The organism is Marinobacter sp. LA51, assembly GCF_030297175.1.
GTDB classification, from domain to species: domain Bacteria; phylum Pseudomonadota; class Gammaproteobacteria; order Pseudomonadales; family Oleiphilaceae; genus Marinobacter; species Marinobacter apostichopi.
This window is the reverse complement of sequence record NZ_AP028070.1, coordinates 1,958,286-1,981,384: the sequence shown is the minus strand read 5'-3', so window position 1 is coordinate 1,981,384 and position 23,099 is coordinate 1,958,286. Positions and strand designations below refer to the sequence as shown.

Below are 23,099 nucleotides of genomic sequence, written 5' to 3'. Positions count from 1 at the left end.
GGGAGCCTGGAATCGTGGATGGACTGAAACAAAGGATAATCGGGGCGCTGGTACTTGTATCCCTGGCGGTTATCTTTGTTCCGATGCTGTTTGATGAGCCGCATTCCGAGCGAACTTCGACAACCATTAAGATTCCGGAGGAGCCTCCGTTTCCTGAAGTGACGGCTCCTGAATCTGACCGCGAAGAGCCACCGGCGTATTCTGAGCCCCGTCCTGACAACGCCGAACAGCCATCGGTGGTATCGGATGACTCAGGAGAGGCACCAGACTACCGACTGGTGGAAGAGGAGGCTGAACCTTTCTCAGGCGCGCCGGAGTCAGAAGTTGCTCAGGAATCCGAGGCTGCGATGAGTAATGCCCCGGCCCCGCGCGATGAACCCGCAGAGCAGGTCGCTACCGAGCCCGAACCCGCGGCGGAGCACAGCACTGGCAGCCAAAGCAAAGAATCAGAGTCCGCGGAATTTACCCGGTCACTGGACGGTGCTTATGTGGTGCAGTTAGGTAGTTTTGGCAATGCCGATAATGCTCGCCGCTTGCGGGACCAGGTGCGTGACAAAGGCTATGGTTCTCATCTTCAGAAAGTTGAGCGGGGCGACACTACGCTGACCCGTGTGTTCAGCGGTCCGTTTAGCAGTAAATCCGATGCCGAAGCTGCAAAGCGCGACCTGGACGAATCCTTCAGTCTCAACAGCCTGGTGACCACCGGAGATAAATGAGCCTCTTTTCTTGAGTTTCCAAGGCTCAGGCAGTTTGGTGGCGGGCCGATTCCTGATAGAATTTGCGCTTCCTTTTTTCCACCGGGTTTTACATGGAAGCGCTGATCTGGATTGACTGGGTCATCATTGCCCTGATTACAGTGTCTACGCTCATCAGTCTGAAGCGGGGTTTCGTGAGAGAGGCCTTGTCTCTGGTGACGTGGGTAGGCGCGTTTATACTCGCCAGAACCTTCCACCCGCAAATGCAAACCCTTCTGGAGAGCACGGTTGAAACGCCGTTGGTGCGCTTGATTGCCGCCTTTGCGATTCTCTTTTTCGGCACGCTCATTGTGGGCGCCATCATCAATAACATGATTGGCCATCTTGTTCGGGCTACCGGACTGTCCCCGACGGATCGCGTCCTGGGAATGGGTTTCGGACTCTTGCGCGGGCTCGTGGTTGTCATCGTCGCCATTGCCTTTACCCGCTACACACCGCTGGCACAGGATACCTGGTGGCGTGAGTCGATCATGATCAACAAGCTTGCGGTGGTCGAGGACTGGTCACGGCGCACACTGGGCGATGAATTCGCCCGTTTCCTCGGGCCGGCTTCGGACAGCTACCGGGAATCAGACAGCAGTCAACTTCAGCAAGGCGTGGCACCTGCATCCACCTCTAGCTAACATTCAGTTTTAACACTCGGAGAACACCTTATCCATGTGTGGCATTGTCGGCATCGTCAGCACTTCCAACGTCAATCAGTCGCTCTATGATGCACTGACTGTACTTCAGCACCGGGGCCAGGACGCAGCGGGCATTGTTACCTTTCAGGATGAGCGCTTTTACCTCCGCAAGGACAACGGATTGGTTCGGGATGTCTTCCATACCCGCCACATGCGTCGTCTGGTCGGCAATGTCGGCATCGGCCACGTTCGCTACCCCACGGCCGGCAGTTCCAGTTCAGCCGAGGCGCAGCCGTTTTATGTCAACAGCCCTTACGGCATCACGCTGGCCCACAACGGCAACCTCACCAACGCCGACGATCTGAGCGAGGATTTGTTTCGGACCGATCTTCGGCACATCAATACCAATTCTGATTCCGAAGTTCTGCTGAACGTTTTTGCTCATGAGTTGCAGAAGCTAGGCAAGCTGAATCCGACCAAAGACGACATCTTTGCCGCTGTGCGAGCCGTGCATAAAAGATGTCGTGGTGCCTATGGCGTCATTGCGATGATCACCGGCTATGGCATTGTCGGTTTCCGGGACCCGAATGGAATTCGCCCGGCCTGCTACGGCGTTCGCGAGGACGACAACGGGAACAAGGAATACATGATCGCATCGGAAAGCGTGGCCATGAATGCAGCGGGCTTTACCCTGGTAAGGGATATCGCACCGGGTGAAGCCGTGTATATTGAAACTGATGGCACCCTTTACACCCAGCAGTGTGCAGAGGACCCGCATCTGTTCCCGTGCATCTTTGAACACGTGTATTTCGCTCGACCGGACTCCATTATCGATAAGGTATCGGTTTACAAGGCGCGTCTTCGAATGGGCGAAACCCTTGCAGACAAAGTGCTGCGTGAGCGGCCCGATCACGATATTGACGTGGTGATGCCTATACCCGATACCAGCCGTACCTCTGCGATGCAGTTGGCGCACCGGTTGGGAGTGAAGTTCCGAGAAGGCTTTATCAAGAACCGCTACATTGGCCGTACCTTTATCATGCCCGGTCAGAAGATGCGGAAAAAATCGGTACGCCAGAAGCTGAACCCGATTGATCTTGAGTTCCGGGGCAAGAACGTCATGCTGGTTGACGACTCCATTGTTCGCGGCACAACCTGCAAGGAAATTGTTCAGATGGCCCGGGATGCTGGCGCGCGCAACGTGTATTTTGCCTCGGCCGCGCCCCCTGTGCGTTACCCAAATGTCTACGGGATTGACATGCCGTCGGCCAGCGAGCTGATCGCCCATGACCGCACAGTTGAAGAGATTCGGGACCTGATTGGCGCAGACTGGCTGCTATACCAGGATCTGGACGACCTCATCACCTGCGTCAATGACGTCAACGAGGACATTGAGGGCTGGGAGTGTTCTGTCTTCACTGGGCAGTACGTGACCGGCGATGTCGACAAAGCCTACCTGGACCGCCTGGAAGATGCGCGCAACGATGACAGCCGCTCCAAGCAACAGGGCGGAGATTCTGGTGATAATGGCATCATCGACCTGCACAATGACGAAGATTAACCACGCGGTGCGTGCAATCAGGAGTAGCTCATGACGTTACGTCGTGAAGAGAATGTCTGGATTCCGGAATCGGATCTTGAAGGTATGTCCGTGGACACCCTGGCGGTGAGGGCAGGGCAGATTCGTACCGGTGAGCTGGAGCACAGTGATCCGATTTTCCCGACTTCGAGTTTTGTTTATGGCAGTGCCGCCCAGGCCGCTGCCCGCTTTGGTGGCGAAGAGCCCGGTAATATCTATTCCCGTTTTACTAACCCGACAGTCCAGGCTTTCGAAGGCCGGATTGCCGCGATGGAAGGCGGTGAACGTGCGGTAGCGACGGCGTCCGGTATGGCCGCTATTCTGAGCACCTGCATGGCATTGTTGAAGGCTGGCGATCATGTCGTCTGCTCCCGAGGCGTATTCGGCACTACTAACGTGTTGTTCCAGAAATACATGGCAAAGTTTGGCGTCGAGACGTCGTTCGTCAGCCTCACCAACATGGATGAATGGACACAGGCGGTGCGGCCCGAGACTCGGATGCTGTTCATCGAGACACCGTCTAATCCGCTGTGTGAAGTAGCGGATATGAAAGCACTGGCGACTCTGGCTCACGACAATGATGCCCTGTTCGTGGTCGACAATTGCTTCTGTACGCCTGTCCTGCAGCGACCACTGGAGCATGGTGCCGATATCATCATTCACTCGGCGACCAAGTACCTGGACGGCCAAGGCCGCTGTGTTGGTGGCGTTGTGGTCGGGCCAAACGCCTTGATGGACGAAGTGTACGGCTTCCTCCGTTCCGCAGGGCCAACCATGAGCCCCTTTAACGCCTGGGTGTTCCTGAAAGGCCTGGAAACCTTACCAATTCGTATGCGTGCTCACTGCGACAATGCGCTACAGTTGGCGCTGTGGCTGGAAGAACAGCCTTCCGTGGAGGAAGTGTTTTATGCGGGTCTTGAGAGTCACCCGCAACACGAGTTGGCGAAACAGCAGCAATCCGGGTTCGGGGGTGTTCTCTCGTTCCGGCTGAAGGGCGATCGGACAGAAGCCTGGCAGTTTATCGATGCCACGCGCATGATTTCGATCACTGCCAACCTGGGTGACGTCAAATCCACGATCACTCATCCGGCCACCACAACTCACGGTCGCCTGTCGCCTGAAGACAAGCATGCCGCGGGGATCACCGAGAATCTGGTAAGGATCTCCGTAGGGATAGAAGCAGTCGAAGACCTGAAAACCGATCTTGCTCGCGGCTTTCAGGCACTTCAGAACCCAAGCAATGGAAACGTTTGAGTATTCATGGCCGAATCCGCTAAAGCGAAGAAAGCACCGCAGGAGCTGACCGAAAAACAGCAACGCTTCCGCCATTTGGCGGCACAGGGCGCCCGTGAGGGTGCAGTGATTGCGTTGATTGCCCTGTGCATCTACTTCGCGATGGCACTGGTGACGTTCAGCCCCTCAGATCCCGGCTGGGCCAGTATTGGTCACGACACCAGCGTACAGAACTATGCCGGGCGCACCGGTGCCTGGCTGGCCAGTCTGTTCATGGACTTCTTCGGGCAGGTAGCCTATCTGTTCCCGGTGATGATCGCGGGCTACGCGATCATGCTGATCCGGCGCCGCAACGATTCCATGGATCTGCACTGGCCGCTGTTTATGATGCGGTTTGGCGGTTTCCTGTTGATTCTGCTTTCTGCCACCAGCCTGCTGTCGCTTTACTCGGTGTTTGGCCTCGGTGTGTCCTCCGGTGGCGTCATGGGCACTGCCGTATCTGAGGCGATGGTGCGCTTCTTCAATTTGCCTGCCACCACACTTCTGTTGATTGCCATTTTCCTGTTCGCCCTTACGGTTACCACCGGGCTTTCCTGGTTCTGGCTGATGGATCAGATCGGTGGGCTGACGCTCAGGTTCGGCCTTGCCCTGAAAGACATGTTTAGCCCGGATCCTGATAAAAAGAAGGCCAAGCCAGAGCCCACCAAGGCGCCGGAAAAATCGGCAGAGCCACCCGTTGTTAAAGACCGGGTTCCAGCTCCCAAGGCTGAGAAAAAGGACAAGCAGGGGCCGAGATGGTGGCATCGCATTCCCGGTTTCGGTCCGGGCAAAGCGAAAGCAAAACCCACAGGCGAGGCTCTGAAAGAACGCAAGGAACCGGGTCTTGAGGGCTTGTCGGCCGATATCGATTCCGAGCCGGCCAGGCTTGAGAGCTTCAGTTCACGTGATGACAGTGCGTCGGCGGCGGAGCCTCAGCCATCGCCCAAGGCTAAGTCCGCAGAGCAGGCGCAGCAGCCCGCTGGGCGATCACTGAAGATTTCCCCGTTCAAGAAGAACGAACAGCCACCGGCACAGGGGAAGACAAACGACAAACAGGCGTCTCTATTGGAAGACGTCGAGAGCCCGATACCACCGCTGAGCTTGCTCGATCCTCCGGAGGAGCACAAAGAGAGAGGCTACTCCGAAGAGTCCCTGGAACACATGTCCCGGATGCTTGAGGAGAAGCTGGCCGACTTCGGCGTTTCCGTGGAAGTGGTCGAGGTCAATCCGGGGCCGGTTATCACCCGCTTCGAAATCAAGCCGGCGGCCGGGGTCAAGGTCAGCAAGATCTCTAACCTCGCCAAGGATTTGGCTCGTTCGCTGGCCGTTCTAAGCGTTCGTGTCGTTGAGGTCATTCCCGGTAAGTCTGTTGTGGGTATCGAAATCCCCAACGAGGAACGGGAAATCGTTCGCCTGAGCGAAGTACTTGGCGCGCGGGTTTTCGCAGAGTCCGCATCGCCCATCACCATGGCATTGGGTAATGACATCGGCGGCAACCCCATGGTCGCTAACCTGGCCAAGATGCCACATTTGCTGGTGGCGGGTACCACGGGTTCCGGTAAGTCCGTTGGCGTAAACGCCATGCTGTTGAGCATGTTGCTCAAGGCGACACCGGATGAGGTTCGCTTCATCATGGTTGACCCCAAGATGCTGGAACTGAGCATCTACGACGGTATCCCGCATCTGCTGGCGCCTGTGGTCACCGACATGAAAGAGGCCGCCAACGCATTGCGCTGGTGTGTGGCCGAGATGGAGCGCCGCTACAGGCTGATGGCCAATCTGGGTGTCCGGAACATCGCCGGTTACAACCGGAAGGTGAAAGACGCCAGGGATGCCGGTGAGCCATTGCTCGACCCGCTCTGGAAGCCGGATGAATATCTGGCGAACGACGAGCAGGAGCGACCGGAGCTGGAGACCCTGCCGTTCATTGTGGTGGTCATCGACGAATTCGCCGACATGATGATGATCGTTGGCAAGAAAGTGGAAGAGTTGATCGCCCGGATTGCCCAGAAAGCCCGTGCCGCTGGTATTCACTTGGTTCTCGCTACGCAGCGGCCTTCGGTGGACGTGATCACTGGCCTGATCAAGGCCAACATTCCGACCCGGATGTCGTTCCAGGTGTCGTCCAAGATCGACTCACGTACCGTGCTCGACCAGGGCGGTGCGGAGCAGTTGCTCGGTCACGGTGACATGCTGTACCTGCCGCCGGGCTCCGGCTTGCCGGTGCGGGTCCATGGCGCCTTTGTGGACGACGATGAAGTCCATCGCGTGGTCAGCGCCTGGAAGGCCCGTGGTGAGCCTGTCTATGTCGACGATGTCCTCAACGGCGCGGAAGGTGAAAACCTGCCCGGCGTTCCGACTCTGACAGAGGGTGGCGGAGACAGCGAGGGCGATGCCCTGTTCGATGAGGCGGTCGCCTTTGTTACCGAGGGCCGGCGGGTGTCCATTTCGTCGGTCCAGCGCAAATTCAAGATAGGGTATAACCGGGCGGCAAACCTGGTTGATGCCATGGAAGCATCTGGCGTGGTCAGCTCAGCCGGGCACAATGGCGCCCGGGAAGTGCTGGCACCACCACCCCCAAGAGATTAGGAGCGGTTCGCTATGCAACAGCACCCATTTTTTAAACTTATTGCCCTGGCGTTGGTCGCTCTCTTTGCGCTGTCAGCAAACGCCGCTGATGATTCGGCCAATTCTCGCGATGCTGCCGGAAAACTGGCCTCGGCGCTCAAGAGTTACGAGTCGTACCAGGCGAGCTTTATTCAGATCGTGGTCAATGAGAACGGCAATCGGGTACAGGAAACCCGCGGTGCCCTGAAGGCAAAACGCCCCGGATTGTTTTACTGGGAGACCAGTGCGCCCCTGTCTCAGTTCATTGTCAGCAATGGTGAGACCGTTGAAGTCTATGACCCGGACCTTGAACAGGTAACTGTCCACAAGCTGGATGAACGGGTGCAAACCACTCCAGCACTGCTGCTCAGTGGTGAGGTCGGCAATCTGGATGAGACTTACAGGGTGTCCCTGAAGGCGATTGGCGACAACACTCGGGAATATACATTAGAGCCCCGGAACCCGGATTCCCTGTTTGTGTCCCTTCGCCTGACCTTCTTCAAGGGCGAACTGCAGGAAATGCGCATGCAGGATTCCCTGGCCCAGCTCAGCATCCTGAGCTTCGACGACATTCGACTGAACCAGAGCGTGGACGATAGCGCCTTTTCCCTGGACTACCCGGAAGGCGTGGACATCATCCGGGAAGGGGCCTGATGCAGGACAGCCTGTTCGAAGAACAGACCGGATTCCGACCGCTCGCGGCGCGCATGCGCCCAGCCTCACTGGATGAATACGTCGGCCAGTTGCATCTGGTTGGCCCTGGCAAGCCGTTACGCCGGGCGGTAGAGCAGGGCCAGCTGCACTCCATGATTCTCTGGGGGCCGCCGGGGGTCGGTAAAACCACCTTCGCCCAGCTGCTCGCAAACCTCAGTGACCTCAGTTTTGAAACCATTTCGGCGGTGCTCAGCGGGGTCAAAGAGATCCGCGCAGTTGTCGACCGCGCCCGTCACCGTAAGAGCTCGGAAGGCCGGGATACTCTGCTGTTCGTGGACGAAGTCCATCGTTTTAACAAGAGCCAGCAGGATGCTTTTCTGCCGCATATCGAAGATGGCACTTTCATCTTTGTTGGCGCCACCACCGAGAATCCGTCGTTTGAGCTGAACAGCGCGCTGTTATCCCGAACCCGAGTCTACGTGCTCAAGAATCTTGAGGACGACGAGATCCTTCGATTGCTCCAACGCGCCCTGGAGTCAGACACCGGCTTTGCCGGGCGCCTGACGGTGCCTCAAGAAGTGTTGGAGATGATGGCTACGGCTGCCGGCGGCGATGCCCGTCGGGCGCTGAATATCCTTGAGGTGGCCGCAGACCTGGCGGAACCGGATGAGCAGGGCCGCGACACCGTCTCGGAGGCCCAGCTCGAGCAGGTCATGCAAACCAGCCTGCGTCGTTTCGATAAGGGTGGGGATGTCTTTTACGATCAGATCTCTGCGCTGCACAAATCGGTGCGCGGCTCGGACCCGGACGGAGCACTGTACTGGCTGTGCCGGATGCTTGATGGGGGCTGCGACCCGTTATACGCAGCAAGACGGCTGGTACGGATTGCCAGTGAGGACATCGGAAACGCCGATCCGAGGGCTCTCCAGCTAAGTATGGATGCCTGGGACGCCCAGGAGCGTCTGGGGTCGCCTGAAGGCGAGTTGGCCCTTGCCCAGGCGGTTACCTATCTGGCCATGTGTCCCAAGAGCAACGCCGTGTACAGCGCCTTTAACCGCTGTATGGCGGACATTCGGCAGGACCCGGATTACGAAGTGCCTGTGCACCTTCGTAACGCACCCACCAAACTTCTCAAGTCCATGGGGCACGGCGAATCCTATCGCTACGCCCACGACGAGCCGGAGGCCTTTGCTGCCGGCGAATCCTATCTGCCCGAAGCGATTCATCAGCGTCGGTACTACCAGCCGGTAAATCGCGGGCTCGAAATCAAACTGGCGGAAAAGCGCGAGCGCCTGAACCAGCGCAATGCCGAAAGCACCCGAAAGCGCTACTCCTGAGCCTGGCGGCGAGGTAGCCACGAGCCTCAGTGCAGGTATAATGTCCCGTCATTTCTCACACATCGCAAACCGGAATAGTCAGGATAACCATGCTCGATCCAAAACGTGTCCGTACTCAGACTGACGAGATCGCCCGTCGGTTGGCCATCAAGAATTTCACCTTTGATACCGCCACCTTCGAGCAGCTTGAGGAACGCCGTCGCGCACTCCAGGTGCGTACCGAGACACTTCAGGGCGAGCAGAACAAACAGTCGAAGTCGATTGGCAAGGCCAAGGCCGCTGGTGAGGATATCCAGCCGCTGCTGGACAAGGTTGAGAGCCTGAAAAAGCAGAAGTCCGAAGCAGAAGACGAGCTGCGGTTGCTGCAGGAAGAGCTGACCGCGTTTTTGGCTGGCATTCCCAATCTTCCGGACGAAGGCGTTCCTGCCGGGGACAGCGAAGACGACAATGTTGAACTTCGCAGCTGGGGCACGCCTGCAGTGTTGGATTTTGAACCCAAAGACCACGTGGCGCTCGGTGAGGGGCTTAAGGGTCTGGATTTTGAGACCGCCAGCCGGCTTGCCCATTCCCGTTTTGCGGTCATGCGTGGCCCTGTGGCTCGGCTGCACCGAGCGCTTGCGCAGTTCATGCTCAACCTGCACACCGGCGAGCATGGCTACACCGAGACCTACGTGCCGTACCTGGTCAATGCCGAAACGCTTTATGGCACCGGACAGCTGCCCAAGTTCGAGGACGACCTCTTCAAGATGGAAGGGGATAATCCGCTGTACCTGATCCCGACTGCAGAGGTGCCTGCCACCAACCTGGTTGCCGACAGCATTCTCGATGCCAAAGAGTTGCCGTTGCAGATGGTTTGTCATACCCCGTGTTTCCGCAGCGAAGCTGGTTCCTACGGCCGCGACACCCGGGGTATGATCCGGCAGCACCAGTTCGATAAAGTGGAATTGGTGCATGTGGTGCGCCCGGAAGATTCCGACCAGGCGCTGGACGCCCTGACTGGACACGCAGAGAAAGTACTGCAGCTGCTTGAGTTGCCGTACCGGGTAATGACTCTGTGTGGCGGCGATATGGGCTTCTCCGCGGCGAAAACGTTTGATCTGGAAGTCTGGTTGCCGGGGCAGCAAAAGTACCGCGAAATCTCATCCTGCTCCAACACCCGTGATTTTCAGGCACGGCGCATGCATGCAAGATGGCGTAACCCGGAAACCGGAAAGCCTGAGCCAGTGCATACCCTGAACGGTTCTGGCCTGGCGGTGGGCCGTGCCCTGATCGCCGTGATGGAGAACTACCAGCAGGCCGACGGCAGCATCCTGATTCCGGACGTACTCAAGCCGTACATGGGAGGTCTAGACCGAATCCAATGAGTGATCAGCCAGAAAATGCACCAGGGAAGGGCATTGGTGCAACGCCCGCACCAATTCGGTACCGGGTAAACCCGGTAACCGACAATCCCAACAGCTCTGCCGGTGAAGTCGCCCTCGTGGGTGCCGGCCCCGGGGATCCGGAGTTGTTGACGCTGAAAGCCTGGCGTTTGATTTCTGCAGCCGAAGTGGTGCTTTACGACCGACTGGTATCGCCGGAGATTCTGGCGCTCATACCTGAAACCGCTGAACGGATTCATGTTGGCAAACAGCGGTCAAATCACACCTTGCCTCAGAATCAGATCAATCAGCGCCTGGTGGATCTGGCACGAGCGGGCCACAAAGTGGTGCGGCTTAAAGGTGGTGATCCGTTTATCTTCGGCCGTGGGGGCGAGGAAATTGAGACCCTGGCGGCTGCGGGCGTGCGTTTTCAGGTGGTTCCCGGCATTACCGCCGCATCGGGATGCGCGGCTTACGCTGGTATCCCGCTGACCCATCGGGATCATGCCCAGTCTGTGCGGTTTGTAACCGGGCATCTGAAGGACGACAGCTGCAATCTGCCCTGGGAGGATTTTGTGCAGAACAACCAGACCCTGGTGTTCTACATGGGGTTGGTTGGCCTCCCGATTATATGCCGGCAGCTGATCGGTCACGGCATGTCTCCGGATATGCCGGTGGCGCTGGTATCCAAGGGCACTACGCCAGACCAGAAAGTCATCTCAGGCACTCTGGAAACCATTGTTGCCCGGGTTGGCTCGGATGATGTTCAGCCGCCCACGTTGGTCATCATCGGCCATGTTGTTGCGCTGCGCGATCGGCTGGATTGGGTCGGCGGCTTGCCAGAGCGCAAGTGAATCGCGGGTTGGGGGTAGGGTTGGATCAGTATCGGCAGCCATAAACAAAAAAGGGGAGCCCCGATTGGCTCCCCTTTTTTATGTTTCGAATGTCCGGTTAGCCGATCTTGCGGCCAGGCAGGACATCTTTCAGCTTGTCCCGCATTTCCCGGATGGCCTTCTCGGTGGTCGGCCAGTCGATGCAGGCGTCGGTTACTGATACGCCGTATTTCAGGTCGTCCAGATTGTCAGGAATGGACTGGCTGCCCCAGTTAATGTTGCTTTCAATCATCAGGCTCTGGATGGAGCTGTTGCCTTCCAGAATCTGGTGGGTAACGTCCTGCATCACCAACGGTTGCAGGCCAGGATCCTTATTGGAGTTGGCGTGGCTGCAGTCCACCATGATCGATTTACGCAGCTTCGCTTTTTCCAGAGCCTGTTCGCACAGCGCGACGCTGACAGAATCGTAGTTGGGCTTACCACCACCGCCACGCAGAACCGCATGACCAAAGTTGTTGCCCTTGGTGCGGATAATGGCAGCCTTGCCCTGCTGGTCAATGCCAAGGAAGTTGTGCGGGTGCGATACCGATTTCATGGCGTTTACAACGACATCCAGGCTGCCGTCGGTGCCGTTTTTGAAACCGATAGCCATAGAAAGCCCACTACTCATTTCCCGGTGCGTCTGGGATTCAGTGGTCCGGGCGCCAATGGCTGACCAGGCAATGGTGTCCTGGAGATACTGGGGCGAAATCGGATCCAGCGCTTCAGTCGCGGCCGGCAGACCTAGCTCGTTGATGTCCAGCAACAGGCGGCGGCCAATGTGGAGCCCCTGTTCAATGTCGAAGGTGTCGTTCAGGTGCGGGTCGTTGATCAGACCCTTCCAGCCGACGGTTGTCCGAGGTTTTTCAAAATAGACGCGCATCACGATCAGAAGGGTGTCACTGACTTCGTCCGCCAGTTTTTTCAGGCGCTGGGCGTAATCACGCGCGGCTTCCACATCGTGGATGGAGCAGGGGCCAATGACGACGAACAGACGATGGTCTTTGCCATCCATGATGTCGTAGATGGCTTGGCGGCCCTTGGCCACGGTTTCGGCTGCGGCGTCGGAGAGTGGCATCTCCTGCTTGAGTGCTTCAGGAGTGATAAGTGGTTCCTGGCTGGCCACGTTCAGGTTCTCTAGTTTATTGCCCGACATGTTGTTCTTTATCCCCGATTCTGATCGTTGCATCTCCATTGGACGAACAAATGCCAACGAAGTTGCAGATTGGTGCCAAAGCCCCGGGAATCCGGTGTGAATAACCCCAGGGAGGTGGTTATACTGCGTTATTTGGTAGGCCTTTTCAACGCTTCTTACGAATGGGGAACGGATGTCACAGAACCGGCAAAAACCGCAGGGTAGTGCGAGTCGCAAGGCGGTTTCCGGACAAATTGGAGACGTGCTTTCCGGCATTCGTGTCCCGGATCTGCCATACCCGGTCGGCAAGGTCGCACCGGAATCCGTTAGCGATTGGCGCCCACTGTTGTCATCATGCTGGGTTGAGCAGCGCGATGAGCGCGTTACTCATGTCATCCGCTCCGTTCATCTCGACTGGTCGTCCATGCAGATCAACGCCGCCTATGTTGCTGATCGCATCATGGACGTGTTCCTGAAAACCAGTGGACTGCATCCTGAACTTGCCCGTCGCGTTGCCCGATTGCGTTTCTATTTGGCCTGGAGGATGAATCTTGAAGGGGCGGATGCCTTTAGTGACACGCTCACCGACTGGCTCGACAGCCTGCAAGAGTGGCGGGGTTGGAGTGATTCCGGCGGGCGCTCGAGTCGCGTGCTGCTTGATCAGCTGGATGCCCTGGTCATCGCCGTTTCCAGCAGTTTCGAGTCGGGCGAGGCTGCGCCTGTCGAGGAGTTCTGCCGACAGTGGCAGCAGGATGCCGAAAAGCGGAATGCCCAAACCGGAAAATTGAGGCGGCGGTTGCTGGAGACCGAACAGGGGGCCGCCCGTCAGCGCCGTGCTGATCAGACTGCCCGGGCCTTGATCGGGCGAGCTCTGCAGGGCCGTATGCTGCCACCGGCAATTACAGCGTTTATCCTGGATTACTGGTATCGGCTTCTGAAACAGGCGATCTGGGCATCGGGAGTCGAAGGTGAGGGCTGTCGCCATGGCTCGAAGCTACTTGAGTGGCTGGTCTGGGTCGGCGATCCGTCGCTGTCTGATAAGGACCGCAATCGGCTCTACACCGTTGGTGAGCAGATTGGCGATCGACTGATGGATGTCTGGAGCCGAACCTTCGGTCAGGCCCTTGAAGCAAAAGCGTTGGCAGGCATCGAGAACGTCATGGTTTCCAGGCTTCGGGGAGAAACACCGGAGCTGGCAGAGGCGCTGCCCAAGCCACAGGCTTTTCCCTGGGACAGTAGTTGGCTGGGATTTTCCGGGGTTCAGCCCGGCAGTGCCGGGGGCCTTGAAGGAGGCTGGTTTGTTGAAGGCGAAGGTCGCCGGGAGCAGCGACGGTTCTTCTTTGCGTTGCTGGAAGATACCGCTGAAATCCTCTGGACCAATGGCGCCGGGGTAAAACTTGGCCTGCAACCCTGGGCAGAATTTGAATCCGCTCGAACTCAAAGCGACCTTCGACCGCTACCGACGTTGACTCCCTTTGGTCAGGTATTGACCGATACTGTGACCGTGCTGGCGACCGTATGCGCGAAACAGCGAGAGCAACGTGAGCAAGCGGCCCAAGACGCAAGGGAGCGTGCCGAAGCTTTCAAGCGCGAGCGGGAAGCCGCCGAGCAGGCGCGGATGGTCGAAGAGGCGGCCAGAGAGGCAGAGTTGCGTCGCCAGCGTGAGTTGGCGGAGCAGCAGCGGCTCGAGGACGAACGTGCCGAGCAGGAGCGTCTGAAGCGCGAGCAGACACTCTTGGCTCAGGCTCAGGTGGACGGGATTAAGTTGGGTGGTTGGATCGTCGTCACTCCGGACCAGGCCGACGAGGACCCGATTCGGCTGAAACTTGCGGTGCGGATCAATGCCTCTCGAAAACTCGTTTTCGTCGATAGGCTTGGTCTTAATCGCCGGGAGTACATCGAGAATCAACTGGTGGAAGGTATCGTATCTGGCAAAATCCGGGTATTAGGTAGTGCGGCAGAATTTGATGACACACTGAGTCGCGTCGTGGGTCGAATCCGGGTCGGCCGAAACTAATAGGAAGGTATAACAATAATGACCGATGCAGACTACGAATTTGGCAATCCTGGGCAGGGCACACAGGTGCCCGACAATCGTGCGGACTACCGCCTCACCGCAACCGCCCATGCTACTCTGGAGCTTGAGTCTGCTCTGCCCGGTTCGGCCGAAGGGGAGGGTTCCGGTGGGCGACAGTTGGCGTGTCGAATCCGCGATATATCGGCCCGGGGAATGTCGTTGTTCTCAAAGGAGCCGGTGTCCCTGGGTGCGCTGTTACCTGCTTGGGTTGGCTTGGGTGAAACAGATCAGGAGTTCTCGTTGATGCTGGAAGTGGTTTGGTGCCGCCCCTATGAGTCTGAGTTCCTGGTTGGCGCCCAGATCCTGCAGTCGGACGAAACCGCCTACGTGGAGTGGGTCGAGGCGGTGGCGATTGCGATGGCGGCCGACTAGCACCAACAAAAAAGCCGGCAAGGAGCCGGCTTTTTCGTGAGCGTCGATCTGATCTGACGTCAGTCTTCCATTTCTGCCATTCCGGTAATATTGAAGCCGGCATCCACGTACATGATCTCACCGGTGATACCGCTGGACATATCCGAGCCCAGGAAGGCCGCAGAATTACCCACCTCATCGATGGTAACGTTGCGGCGCAATGGCGCCCGCTTGGCGTTCTCGGCCAGCATCTTGCGGAAGCTCTTGATGCCGGATGCTGCCAGCGTCTTGATCGGGCCAGCGGAAATGCCGTTCACCCGGATGCCGTCGCGGCCAAGGCTGGCGGCCATGTAGCGCACGTTAGCCTCGAGAGAGGCTTTGGCCAGTCCCATCACGTTGTAGTTCTGCAGTACCCGCTCGGCACCCAGGTAGCTCAGGGTAATTAGTGAGCTGCCTTCGTGCATCATGCCGCGCGCGCCTTTTGCCAGGGCGACAAAGCTGTAGGAGCTGATGTCGTGGGCAATACGGAAGCCCTCACGGGTAGTTACATCAACGTAGTTGCCGTCCAGTTCGTGCCCCGGCGCGAAGCCAACGGCGTGAACGATGATGTCGATGTGGTCCCAATGCTTGTTGAGCTCGGTAAAGACCTGCTCGATTTCCTCGTCACTGGCGACATCACAGGGGAAAGTCAGCTTGCTGCCCCATTGCTCGGCGAACTTCTCCACCCGAGGTTGCAGCTTTTCGTTCTGGTAGGTGAATGCCAGCTCGGCACCTTCCCGGGCAAACGCTTCGGCAATGCCGTAGGCAATCGACAGCTTACTGGCAACGCCAACGATCAGTGCTTTCTTGCCACTGAGTATTCCCATGGGTAAATCTCCCTGTATTCCTGATTTCGAGGCATTATCCCTGAACACAATGGCTCCGGGTAACACTCAATTGGTCGTAGAAGTTTGCTGGTAAAAGAAGGCAGCACTCAGAAGTTCCTGAGTATAGGGCTGGGTCGGCGACCGGAATATGTCCTCAGCGCTGCCATACTCTACGATCTCACCATGATGCAGTACCAACAGTTTGTGACTGAGTGCCCGAACCACGGCCAGATCGTGACTGATAAAGATATAGCTTAGACCATAGCGGCTCTGAAGATCCCGCAGCAACTCAATAACCTGCTTCTGGACAGTGCGGTCGAGCGCCGAAGTAGGCTCGTCCAGAATGATCAGGTCTGGTTGCAAAACCAGGGCCCGGGCTATGGCAATTCGCTGGCGCTGACCACCCGAAAACTCATGAGGGTAGCGATGACGGGCATTGGGATCCAGGCCAACGTCCTGGAGTGCGCGGATCACCCGTTGCTCGTGGGCCTCGGTGGTATCTGGATCGTGGATTTCCAGGCCTTCCCGAACAATCTCGGCAATCGACATGCGTGGGCTCAGGCTGCCGAAAGGATCCTGAAAAACGATCTGAATGCGCTTACGCCAGGGCCGGAATTGTTTCTGGGTCAACGAGCCCAGCTCTTCGCCAGCTAGTTGTATGCCGCCAGAACTGGAGGTCAGCTTTAGCAGGGCATGGCCGATGGTGGTTTTGCCACTGCCGCTTTCACCCACGATCCCGAGGGTCTCACCTCGATCCAGGCTGAAGTTGGTGGATTTGACCGCGTGAAAAGAATCTTTCACTTTGCCAAACAGGGATTTTTGGGTGGTGAAGCGAACATCCAGATCCGACACCTTCAGCAAGGGCTCGGAGGTCCCCGAGATTGCCAGGGGCGCGTCGGGTGGCTCGGCATCCAGGAGTTTGCAGGTGTATGGATGCTGGGGGTTGGCAAACAGCGTTTCGGTGTCGGCATGCTCCACCAGCTTGCCCTGTTCCATCACCGCCACTTCGTCCGCGTAGCGACGGACAATGGTGAGATCGTGGGTGATCATCAGGATCGCCATGCCGAGCTTGGCCTGCAGGTCCCGGAGTAATTCCAGGACCTGCTTCTGGACCGTCACGTCGAGGGCCGTGGTGGGCTCATCGGCAATCAGCAGGTCCGGCTCGTTGGCGAGGGCCATCGCAATCATCACCCGCTGTTTTTGGCCACCGGACAACTGATGGGGATAGCTCGAAAGCCGGCTTTCGGGATCCCGGATTCCAACCAGTTCCAGAAGTTCGATGCAGCGCTTCCTGGCCGCTGAGTTGCGCAGGCCCTTGTGCAGCGCCAGGGTTTCTCCAATCTGCTTTTCCACCGTGTGCAGAGGGTTCAGGGACGTCATCGGCTCCTGAAAAATCATGCTTATCTTCCGACCGCGGATCTGGCGCAGGCGTTTTTCGCTGACCTTCAGGATGTCTTCGCCCTGAAAGTGAATCTCGCCCGTGGGGTACCGGACGTGGCGCTCATCCAGAAGGCGCAGCACTGACAGGGCAGAGATGGACTTACCTGAGCCGCTTTCGCCCACCAGGGCTAATGTCTGGCCCGCGCGAATGGCCAGTGACAGGGAATCGACCACCGGTGGCCCCTGGTCAAAGCAGATAGACAGATTAGAGATACGCAGCAGGTCCTTCATATCAGCTCTTTCTCGGATCAAAAGCATCGCGCACGGCTTCACCGACGAACACTAATAAGGTCAGCATGACGGAAAGCGAAACAAACGCAGACATGCCCAGCCAGGGTGCATGCAAGTTGGCCTTGCCCTGAGCGATGAGTTCACCCAGGGAGGGTGAGCCTGATGGCAGGCCAAATCCCAGGAAATCCAGGGAGGTCAGTCCGGTTATCGCGCCAGTAAGGATGAACGGCAGGAAGGTCAGGGTGGCGACCATGGCGTTGGGCAAGATGTGCCGAAACATGATCTTGCGGTTGTCCAAGCCCAACGCCCGGGCTGCTTTCACGTACTCAAAGTTCCGCGCTCGCAGGAATTCCGCGCGCACCACGTCGACCAGCCCCATCCAACTGAACAGCAGCATGATGCCCAGCAGCCACCAGAAGTTCGGCTGCACGATACTCGACAGGATGATCAGCAGGTACAGGACCGGTAATCCGGACCAGACCTCAATAAAGCGTTGGCCGAGCAGATCGGTTTTGCCCCCGTAATAACCCTGAATTGCACCGATCGCTACGCCGACGATACAGCTGGCTATGGTCAGGGTGAGACCGAATAGCACTGAGATGCGAAAGCCGTAGATCACCCGGGCAGCCACATCGCGGCCCTGGTCGTCGGTTCCCAACCAGTTCTCCAGGCTGGGTGGCGCCGGAGAGGGCACCTCCAGATCGTAATTGATGGTGTCGTAACTGAACCGGATGGGTGGCCACACAATCCAGCCATCCGCTTCGATCGAGTCGGCAATGAAAGGATCGCGGTAATCGGCTTCAGTGGGTAGAAAGCCACCAAAGGTTTCTTCGGGAACCGACTCCACCACCGGAAAATAGAGCGTGTCCTGATAGGAGACTACCAGTGGCGCGTCATTGGCAATTAGCTCCGCCGCCAGTGACAGGCTAAACAGCGCCAGAAACACCCACAGTGACCAGAACCCACGCCGATTGGCCTGGAAGTTACGTAGCCGGCGCTGTTGGATGGGAGTTAGAGAGAGCTTGCTCATGCTCCCTCCCGGCTTTCAAAGTCGATACGAGGGTCAACCAGCACATAGGTGATGTCGCTGATCAGCTTCAGGATGAGTCCCATGAGAGTGAAGATGTACAGCGTGCCGAATATCACCGGGTAATCCCGGTTCAGGGCCGCCTCGAAGCCGAGCAGGCCAAGCCCGTCCAATGAGAAGATCACCTCAATGAGCAGGGACCCGGTGAAGAACAGGGACACCAGCACGCCCGGCAGGCTCGCAATCACGATCAGCATGGCATTGCGGAACACATGGCCGTACAGCACCTGTTTGTTGTCCAGGCCTTTCGCACGGGCCGTCACCACGTACTGTTTGCTGATTTCGTCCAGAAACGAGTTCTTGGTAAGCAGAGTGAGGGTCGCGAAACCACCAATGACATTGGCCGTTACTGGCAGGGCCAGGTGCCAGAAGTAGTCCCCGATCTTCTGCAGCAAAGTGAGTTCGTCGAAGTTGGACGAGGTCAGCCCGCGTAACGGGAAGAAGTCGAAGTAGCTGCCACCGGCAAACAGGACAATCAGCAGGATCGCGAATAGGAAGCCGGGAATGGCATAGCCAATGACGATGGCGGAGCTGCTCCAGACATCGAATCGCGATCCATCCGTGACGGCCTTGCGGATGCCCAGGGGAATGGAAATGATGTAGATGATCAGTGTCGACCAGAGCCCCAGGGAGATAGACACCGGCATCTTGTCGAGGATCAGCTCTGTGACGCTCTTCTCCCGGAAAAAGGAGTCACCGAAATTGAAGGTGGCGTAGTCGCCCAGCATTTTCAGGAAGCGTTCATGGGCGGGCTTGTCGAAGCCGTACATGACTTCGATCTCTTTTAGCAGTTCCTCGGGAATGCCACGAGAGCCGCGACTGTCACCCGAGGCGCTGGACACCTCAGCACCGGAATCGCCGCCGGATGCCCTGGCCAGTGCGCTTCCGCCGTGGCCTTCCATTTCGGCGATCAGCTGTTCAACCGGGCCTCCGGGGGCAGCCTGAACAATCACGAAGTTCAACAGCATTATCCCGATCAGCGTCGGGATAATCAGCGCCAGCCTTCGAAGTATGTATATGCCCATTTAGTGCAGAATTCCTTAGCAGAGAGTCCCTTGGAAGAGAATTCCTTTGAAGAGAGTTCCTTCCATTACAGCGAGGGTTAGAATTCCATGCTCAGGGCTTCACCCACCAGTTATCCAGATCAACCCCGTTCTTGGGTGTTTCTGCCGGGCGTTGCAGATGGCTCCAGTAGGCGACCCGATCCTTGGCCAGGTGCCAATGCGGAATCACATAGTGACCGTGCAGGAGCACTCGATCCAGGGCCCGGGTCCGATGCACCAGCTCGTTTCGGTCTGGCGCCTGAATGACCTGGCTGACCAGTTGATCGATCACCGGATGGCCCACCCCCATGTAGTTGCGGGAGCCGATGGCTTCAACGTTGTCAGAGTGCCAGTACTCCCGCTGCTCATTGCCAGGCGAATCCGACTGTGGCAGCACTTGGGTGATCATGTCGAAGTCGAATTCGCGGACTCGCTGAACATACTGGTTGCTGTCGACCAGCCTCACAGTCACTTCAATGCCGAGTTTCGCGAGGTTGTTCTTGAAGGGCAGAACCACCCGCTCGAAGCTCTTCTGGAATAGCAGGATTTCGAACGCCAGGGGTTCGCCAGTCTCCTGATGCACCAGGGTGCCATCCTCAATGTCGTAGCCTGCATCACGTAGCAGCTCCAGAGCCGCACGCAGGTTGGCTCTTACCCCTTTCTGACCGTTGGTTGCAGGCGGCTGGTACACTTCGGAAAAGACGTCCGTGGGCAGCTCATCACGAAACAGTTCCAGGAGCTCCAGCTCCCGGCCTTGGGGCAGGCCCGAAGAGGCCAGCTCACTGTTCTCGAAATAACTGTCGGTTCGGGTGTACTGGCCATAGAACAGGTTCTTGTTGGCCCATTCAAAATCGAACCCGTAGGCGAGGGCTTCCCGGACCCGCGGATCGCTGAACACCTCACGGCGGGTATTGAAGACAAATCCCTGCATCCCGGTCGGACGCTGATGATCCACTGCTTCGGCAATGATCTTGCCATTCTCAAATTTATCGCCGGAGTAGGCTGTGGCCCAGTTCTTGGCCGAGGTCTCAACCCGAAAATCGAAGCTGCCAGCCTTGAACGCTTCGAGTGCCACGGTATCGTCGGTGTAGTAGTCGTAGCGGATGCGGTCGAAATTGAACCGACCCCGGCGTACGGGCAGATCTTCGGCCCAGTAGTCTTTTACGCGTTCGTAGGCGATCGAACGACCAGCCTCAAATTTGCCGACCCGGTAGGGGCCGCTACCTAGTGGCGGTGTCAGGCCATTGTCACCAAACTCGTGCTCCGCCCAGTAGTGGGCCGGCAGGATCGGCATCTGCCCCAGAATCAGCGGTAATTCGCGATTAGTGGTTGCTTTAAAGTCAAAGCGTATACGTTTCGGATTTTCCACCGTTATCTTGGCCACATCGGCGTAGTAATTGCGGAAAAAAGGATGGCCTTCCGTGGTTAGGATCTGGAAGGAAAACTTCACGTCTTCGGCAGTAATTGGCTCACCGTCGTGGAAGCGAGCCTGCTCCCGGAGGTTGAATACAACGTAGCTGCGGTCTTCCGGTGTCTCAATTGACTTGGCAATCAGGCCATAGGCAGAGAAGGGCTCATCGTCTGATGACACCATCAGGGTGTCGTACAGATAGGTGCTGATCCCGGCCGCCGCAACACCCCGGATATCAAACGGGTTGAAGGAATCGAAACCGTTGGCCACCACCGCCATTTTCAGTGTGCCGCCTTTCGGTGCTTCCGGATTCACGTAATCGAAGTGGGCAAACCCCTGCGGGTACTTGGGCGTGCCGTGCATGGCAATGCCATGACGGGCTTCGACTGAGCCGGTGTTGTCAGCAGCGGCAAGTGCCGGGGCGGTGAATGCCATGAATGCGAAAGAGGAGAGGAGCGACGTAAGGTATGAGGCTGTCCGTTTGCTGGTCATAGGTCTCGCACGTTCCGGAGGGTTAGGCGGGTGCACCGTCTGCCAGGTCGGCGCACCCATGGCTCCTGATCGAACCGTTATGATTCTTGTAGTTAGGGAAAGTTCCTGAACCTGCGATCAAGCTGATCAGGGACTGTTCCGAATATCGACGTAGAGTACCAGACTTTGTCCCGGTTGCAGATAACGTGACGTGTTCAGATCATTCCAGCTTGCGATGTCCCGCACATTCACCGAGAAACGGTTGGCGATGGTGGACAGCGAATCGCCCTTGCGCACCCGATAGCCGACTTTACGAACCATGGCTTTGCCGCGGGCATTGTTGGTGGCAACTACAGTGGGCTGAGAGGTCTTGGACCAGATCACCAGTTCTTTGCCGGGAATCAGCGGATCACCGGGCGCCATGCCGTTCCAGGCAGCCACCTGGCGTACCGATACCCGGTGCTCCCGGGCAATATCCCAGAAAGTGTCACCACGGCGAACGGTGTAGCGGACCTTGTTGCCGTCGCGTTTGCGATCCTGTTTCCGTTCCAGGCGCTGGGAAGCGCTGAGCGCATAAGTGTCTGAACCCTTGCTGGCGGACGGTATCATCAACCGCTGTCCGACCCGGATGAGATCGGAATTGAGCTTGTTCACCTGTTGGATAACGGCTGGAGTCGTCGAGAACTTTCGGGCAATGGTGTTCAGGCTGTCACCAGATTCTACCTTGTAATTCCGCCAGGACACCCGTTCACTGCGCGGAATCTCTGACAGGGCGGCCCGGAACGTATCGGCGTTTTCAGTCGGTACCAGCAGCCGATGGGGGCCATCCGGATTGGTGGCCCAGCGGTTGTATGTGGGGTTGAGCAGGTAAATCTCATCTACGTCAACCTTGGCCAGCTCAGCGGCCTGGGCCAGATCCATCTGCGAGCCGGTATCGACAATTTCGAAGTAGGGCTTGTCTTCCAGGGCCGGAAGCTCAATGCCGTAGTCTTCAGGCTTGTCGAAAATTTTGGCCAGTGCGATCAGCTTGGGCACGTAATGCCGGGTTTCCCGGGGCAGATCCAGGGACCAGAAATCCTGGGGCTCGTTTTTCTTCCGGTTTTTTCGCATCGCGCTGGAAACCGTGCCACCGCCACTGTTGTAAGCGGCCAGGGCCAGGGTGTAATCGCCATCAAAGCGGTTGGCGAGCTTATCCAGGTAAGTCAGGGCCGCGCCCGTTGCTTCCACCACATCACGACGGTCATCGTGCCACCAGCTCTGGGTCAGGCCGAAGTATTTGCCGGTCGATGGGATAAACTGCCACAGACCGGCTGCTCGTCCGTGGGAATAGGCAAAGGGATCGAAGGCGCTTTCCACTACCGGCAGCAGGGCAAATTCTGCTGGCAGCCCGCGTTTCTCGGTTTCATTGATGATGTAATGCAGATAGCGGCTTCCGCGTTCTACTACCCGGTCGATGTAGCCTGGGTGGCTGGCATACCAGTTCAGCTGGTCCTGGACGCGCTTGTTATCGACATCGTGATTCAGGGCGAAGCCAGCTCTAAGGCGGTTCCACAGGTCGCTGGGTTGTGGTGCTTCCTTAACAATCTTCTGCTCGGGGTCGTCCAGTTTCTCGCGGGCTTCGCGGGCTGTAGGTCTGAGCTCGGGCGCGATGGCGTCGTCGAGCGCAGCGTCCGCTGTAGCGTTTTCACCATTTCCGGATTCGACCGACTGTTTCAGGTCTTCGTCGCCGGTGGCCACGGTTACCTGTTCGGTTTCAAGGGGATTGGTTTCGCTGTCGCTGAACCAGGCAGTGGGGCTGGCCCAGCTATTATCCGGCGTGTCAGACAGGCTGCAGCCAGAGGCCAGAGCACCGGTGAAAAAGAGCAAAGACAATCGTTTGACCGACATAGAATACTTCCGGCTCACGGTTTGAACCGGATTACCCATT

At 57.6% G+C, this 23,099-nt stretch carries 17 protein-coding genes and 1 pseudogene; 11 read left to right on the top strand and 7 right to left on the bottom strand.

The genetic code is table 11. The annotated features are described in order from the left end of the window. Positions 1–14 precede the first annotated feature (14 nt). The 9 genes and pseudogenes from QUE89_RS09180 to cobA form a co-directional block, all read left to right on the top strand. Positions 15–716: an SPOR domain-containing protein gene (locus QUE89_RS09180; protein WP_286219804.1), complete on the top strand. Its 702-nt coding sequence runs from the start codon at positions 15–17 to the stop codon at positions 714–716. 92 nt (positions 717–808) lie between these two features. Next, positions 809–1,378: a CvpA family protein gene (locus QUE89_RS09175; RefSeq protein ID WP_203300713.1), complete on the top strand. Its 570-nt coding sequence runs from the start codon at positions 809–811 to the stop codon at positions 1,376–1,378. Positions 1,379–1,412: 34 nt separating this feature from the next. After that, positions 1,413–2,939: an amidophosphoribosyltransferase gene (purF, locus tag QUE89_RS09170; RefSeq protein WP_286219803.1), complete on the top strand. Its 1,527-nt coding sequence runs from the start codon at positions 1,413–1,415 to the stop codon at positions 2,937–2,939. Positions 2,940–2,969: 30 nt separating this feature from the next. Next, complete coding sequence (locus tag QUE89_RS09165) at positions 2,970–4,211, top strand: O-succinylhomoserine sulfhydrylase (protein ID WP_286219801.1); 1,242 nt, start codon at positions 2,970–2,972, stop codon at positions 4,209–4,211. A gap of 6 nt (positions 4,212–4,217) precedes the next feature. Beyond that, positions 4,218–6,818: a DNA translocase FtsK gene (locus tag QUE89_RS09160; protein WP_286219800.1), complete on the top strand. Its 2,601-nt coding sequence runs from the start codon at positions 4,218–4,220 to the stop codon at positions 6,816–6,818. A 12-nt stretch (positions 6,819–6,830) separates the two neighbouring features. Further along, entirely contained in the window at positions 6,831–7,490 is a 660-nt protein-coding gene (gene lolA / locus QUE89_RS09155) for an outer membrane lipoprotein periplasmic chaperone LolA (protein ID WP_286219799.1), read from the top strand. Then, positions 7,490–8,827 carry a replication-associated recombination protein A gene (locus tag QUE89_RS09150; protein ID WP_286219798.1) on the top strand — a complete coding sequence of 446 codons (1,338 nt, stop codon included), beginning with the start codon at positions 7,490–7,492 and terminating at the stop codon, positions 8,825–8,827. The genes lolA and QUE89_RS09150 overlap by 1 nt, the downstream gene beginning before the upstream one ends. An 89-nt stretch (positions 8,828–8,916) precedes the next feature. Then, on the top strand, positions 8,917–10,191 hold the full coding sequence (gene serS / locus QUE89_RS09145) for a serine--tRNA ligase (RefSeq protein ID WP_286219797.1): 1,275 nt from the start codon (positions 8,917–8,919) through the stop codon (positions 10,189–10,191). 101 nt (positions 10,192–10,292) lie between these two features. Next, positions 10,293–11,042, top strand: a pseudogene (cobA, locus tag QUE89_RS09140) (uroporphyrinogen-III C-methyltransferase); the annotation flags it as partial. Positions 11,043–11,139: 97 nt separating this feature from the next. Here cobA and QUE89_RS09135 read toward each other — a convergent pair. Then, positions 11,140–12,216: a 3-deoxy-7-phosphoheptulonate synthase gene (locus QUE89_RS09135; RefSeq protein ID WP_286219795.1), complete on the bottom strand. Its 1,077-nt coding sequence runs from the start codon at positions 12,214–12,216 to the stop codon at positions 11,140–11,142. 172 nt (positions 12,217–12,388) lie between these two features. Here QUE89_RS09135 and QUE89_RS09130 point away from each other — a divergent pair, with 172 nt between their 5' ends. Together QUE89_RS09130 and QUE89_RS09125 are read left to right on the top strand one after the other, a co-directional pair. Continuing rightward, complete coding sequence (locus QUE89_RS09130; protein WP_286219794.1) at positions 12,389–14,212, top strand: DUF1631 family protein; 1,824 nt, start codon at positions 12,389–12,391, stop codon at positions 14,210–14,212. A gap of 18 nt (positions 14,213–14,230) precedes the next feature. Continuing rightward, positions 14,231–14,644: a PilZ domain-containing protein gene (locus QUE89_RS09125; protein ID WP_286219793.1), complete on the top strand. Its 414-nt coding sequence runs from the start codon at positions 14,231–14,233 to the stop codon at positions 14,642–14,644. Between the two features lie 59 nt (positions 14,645–14,703). Here QUE89_RS09125 and QUE89_RS09120 read toward each other — a convergent pair whose 3' ends face one another. The 6 genes from QUE89_RS09120 to QUE89_RS09095 all read right to left on the bottom strand — a co-directional run bounded on the left by QUE89_RS09120 (position 14,704) and on the right by QUE89_RS09095 (position 23,059). Then, positions 14,704–15,489 (bottom strand): enoyl-ACP reductase FabI, encoded by a 786-nt coding sequence (locus QUE89_RS09120; RefSeq protein ID WP_286219792.1) that lies wholly within the window; start codon positions 15,487–15,489, stop codon positions 14,704–14,706. A gap of 66 nt (positions 15,490–15,555) precedes the next feature. Continuing rightward, positions 15,556–17,160, bottom strand: a complete 1,605-nt coding sequence (locus tag QUE89_RS09115; RefSeq protein WP_286219791.1) for an ABC transporter ATP-binding protein — start codon at positions 17,158–17,160, stop codon at positions 15,556–15,558. A 1-nt stretch (position 17,161) separates the two neighbouring features. Continuing rightward, complete coding sequence (locus tag QUE89_RS09110; RefSeq protein ID WP_286219790.1) at positions 17,162–18,190, bottom strand: ABC transporter permease; 1,029 nt, start codon at positions 18,188–18,190, stop codon at positions 17,162–17,164. Continuing rightward, positions 18,187–19,272 carry a microcin C ABC transporter permease YejB gene (locus tag QUE89_RS09105; protein WP_041338343.1) on the bottom strand — a complete coding sequence of 362 codons (1,086 nt, stop codon included), beginning with the start codon at positions 19,270–19,272 and terminating at the stop codon, positions 18,187–18,189. Before QUE89_RS09105 ends, QUE89_RS09110 begins: the two co-directional genes overlap by 4 nt. Positions 19,273–19,363: 91 nt before the next feature. Then, entirely contained in the window at positions 19,364–21,193 is a 1,830-nt protein-coding gene (locus QUE89_RS09100; RefSeq protein WP_286219789.1) for an extracellular solute-binding protein, read from the bottom strand. Between the two features lie 126 nt (positions 21,194–21,319). Further along, on the bottom strand, positions 21,320–23,059 hold the full coding sequence (locus QUE89_RS09095; protein WP_286219788.1) for a LysM peptidoglycan-binding domain-containing protein: 1,740 nt from the start codon (positions 23,057–23,059) through the stop codon (positions 21,320–21,322). Between the last annotated feature and the right edge of the window lie 40 nt (positions 23,060–23,099).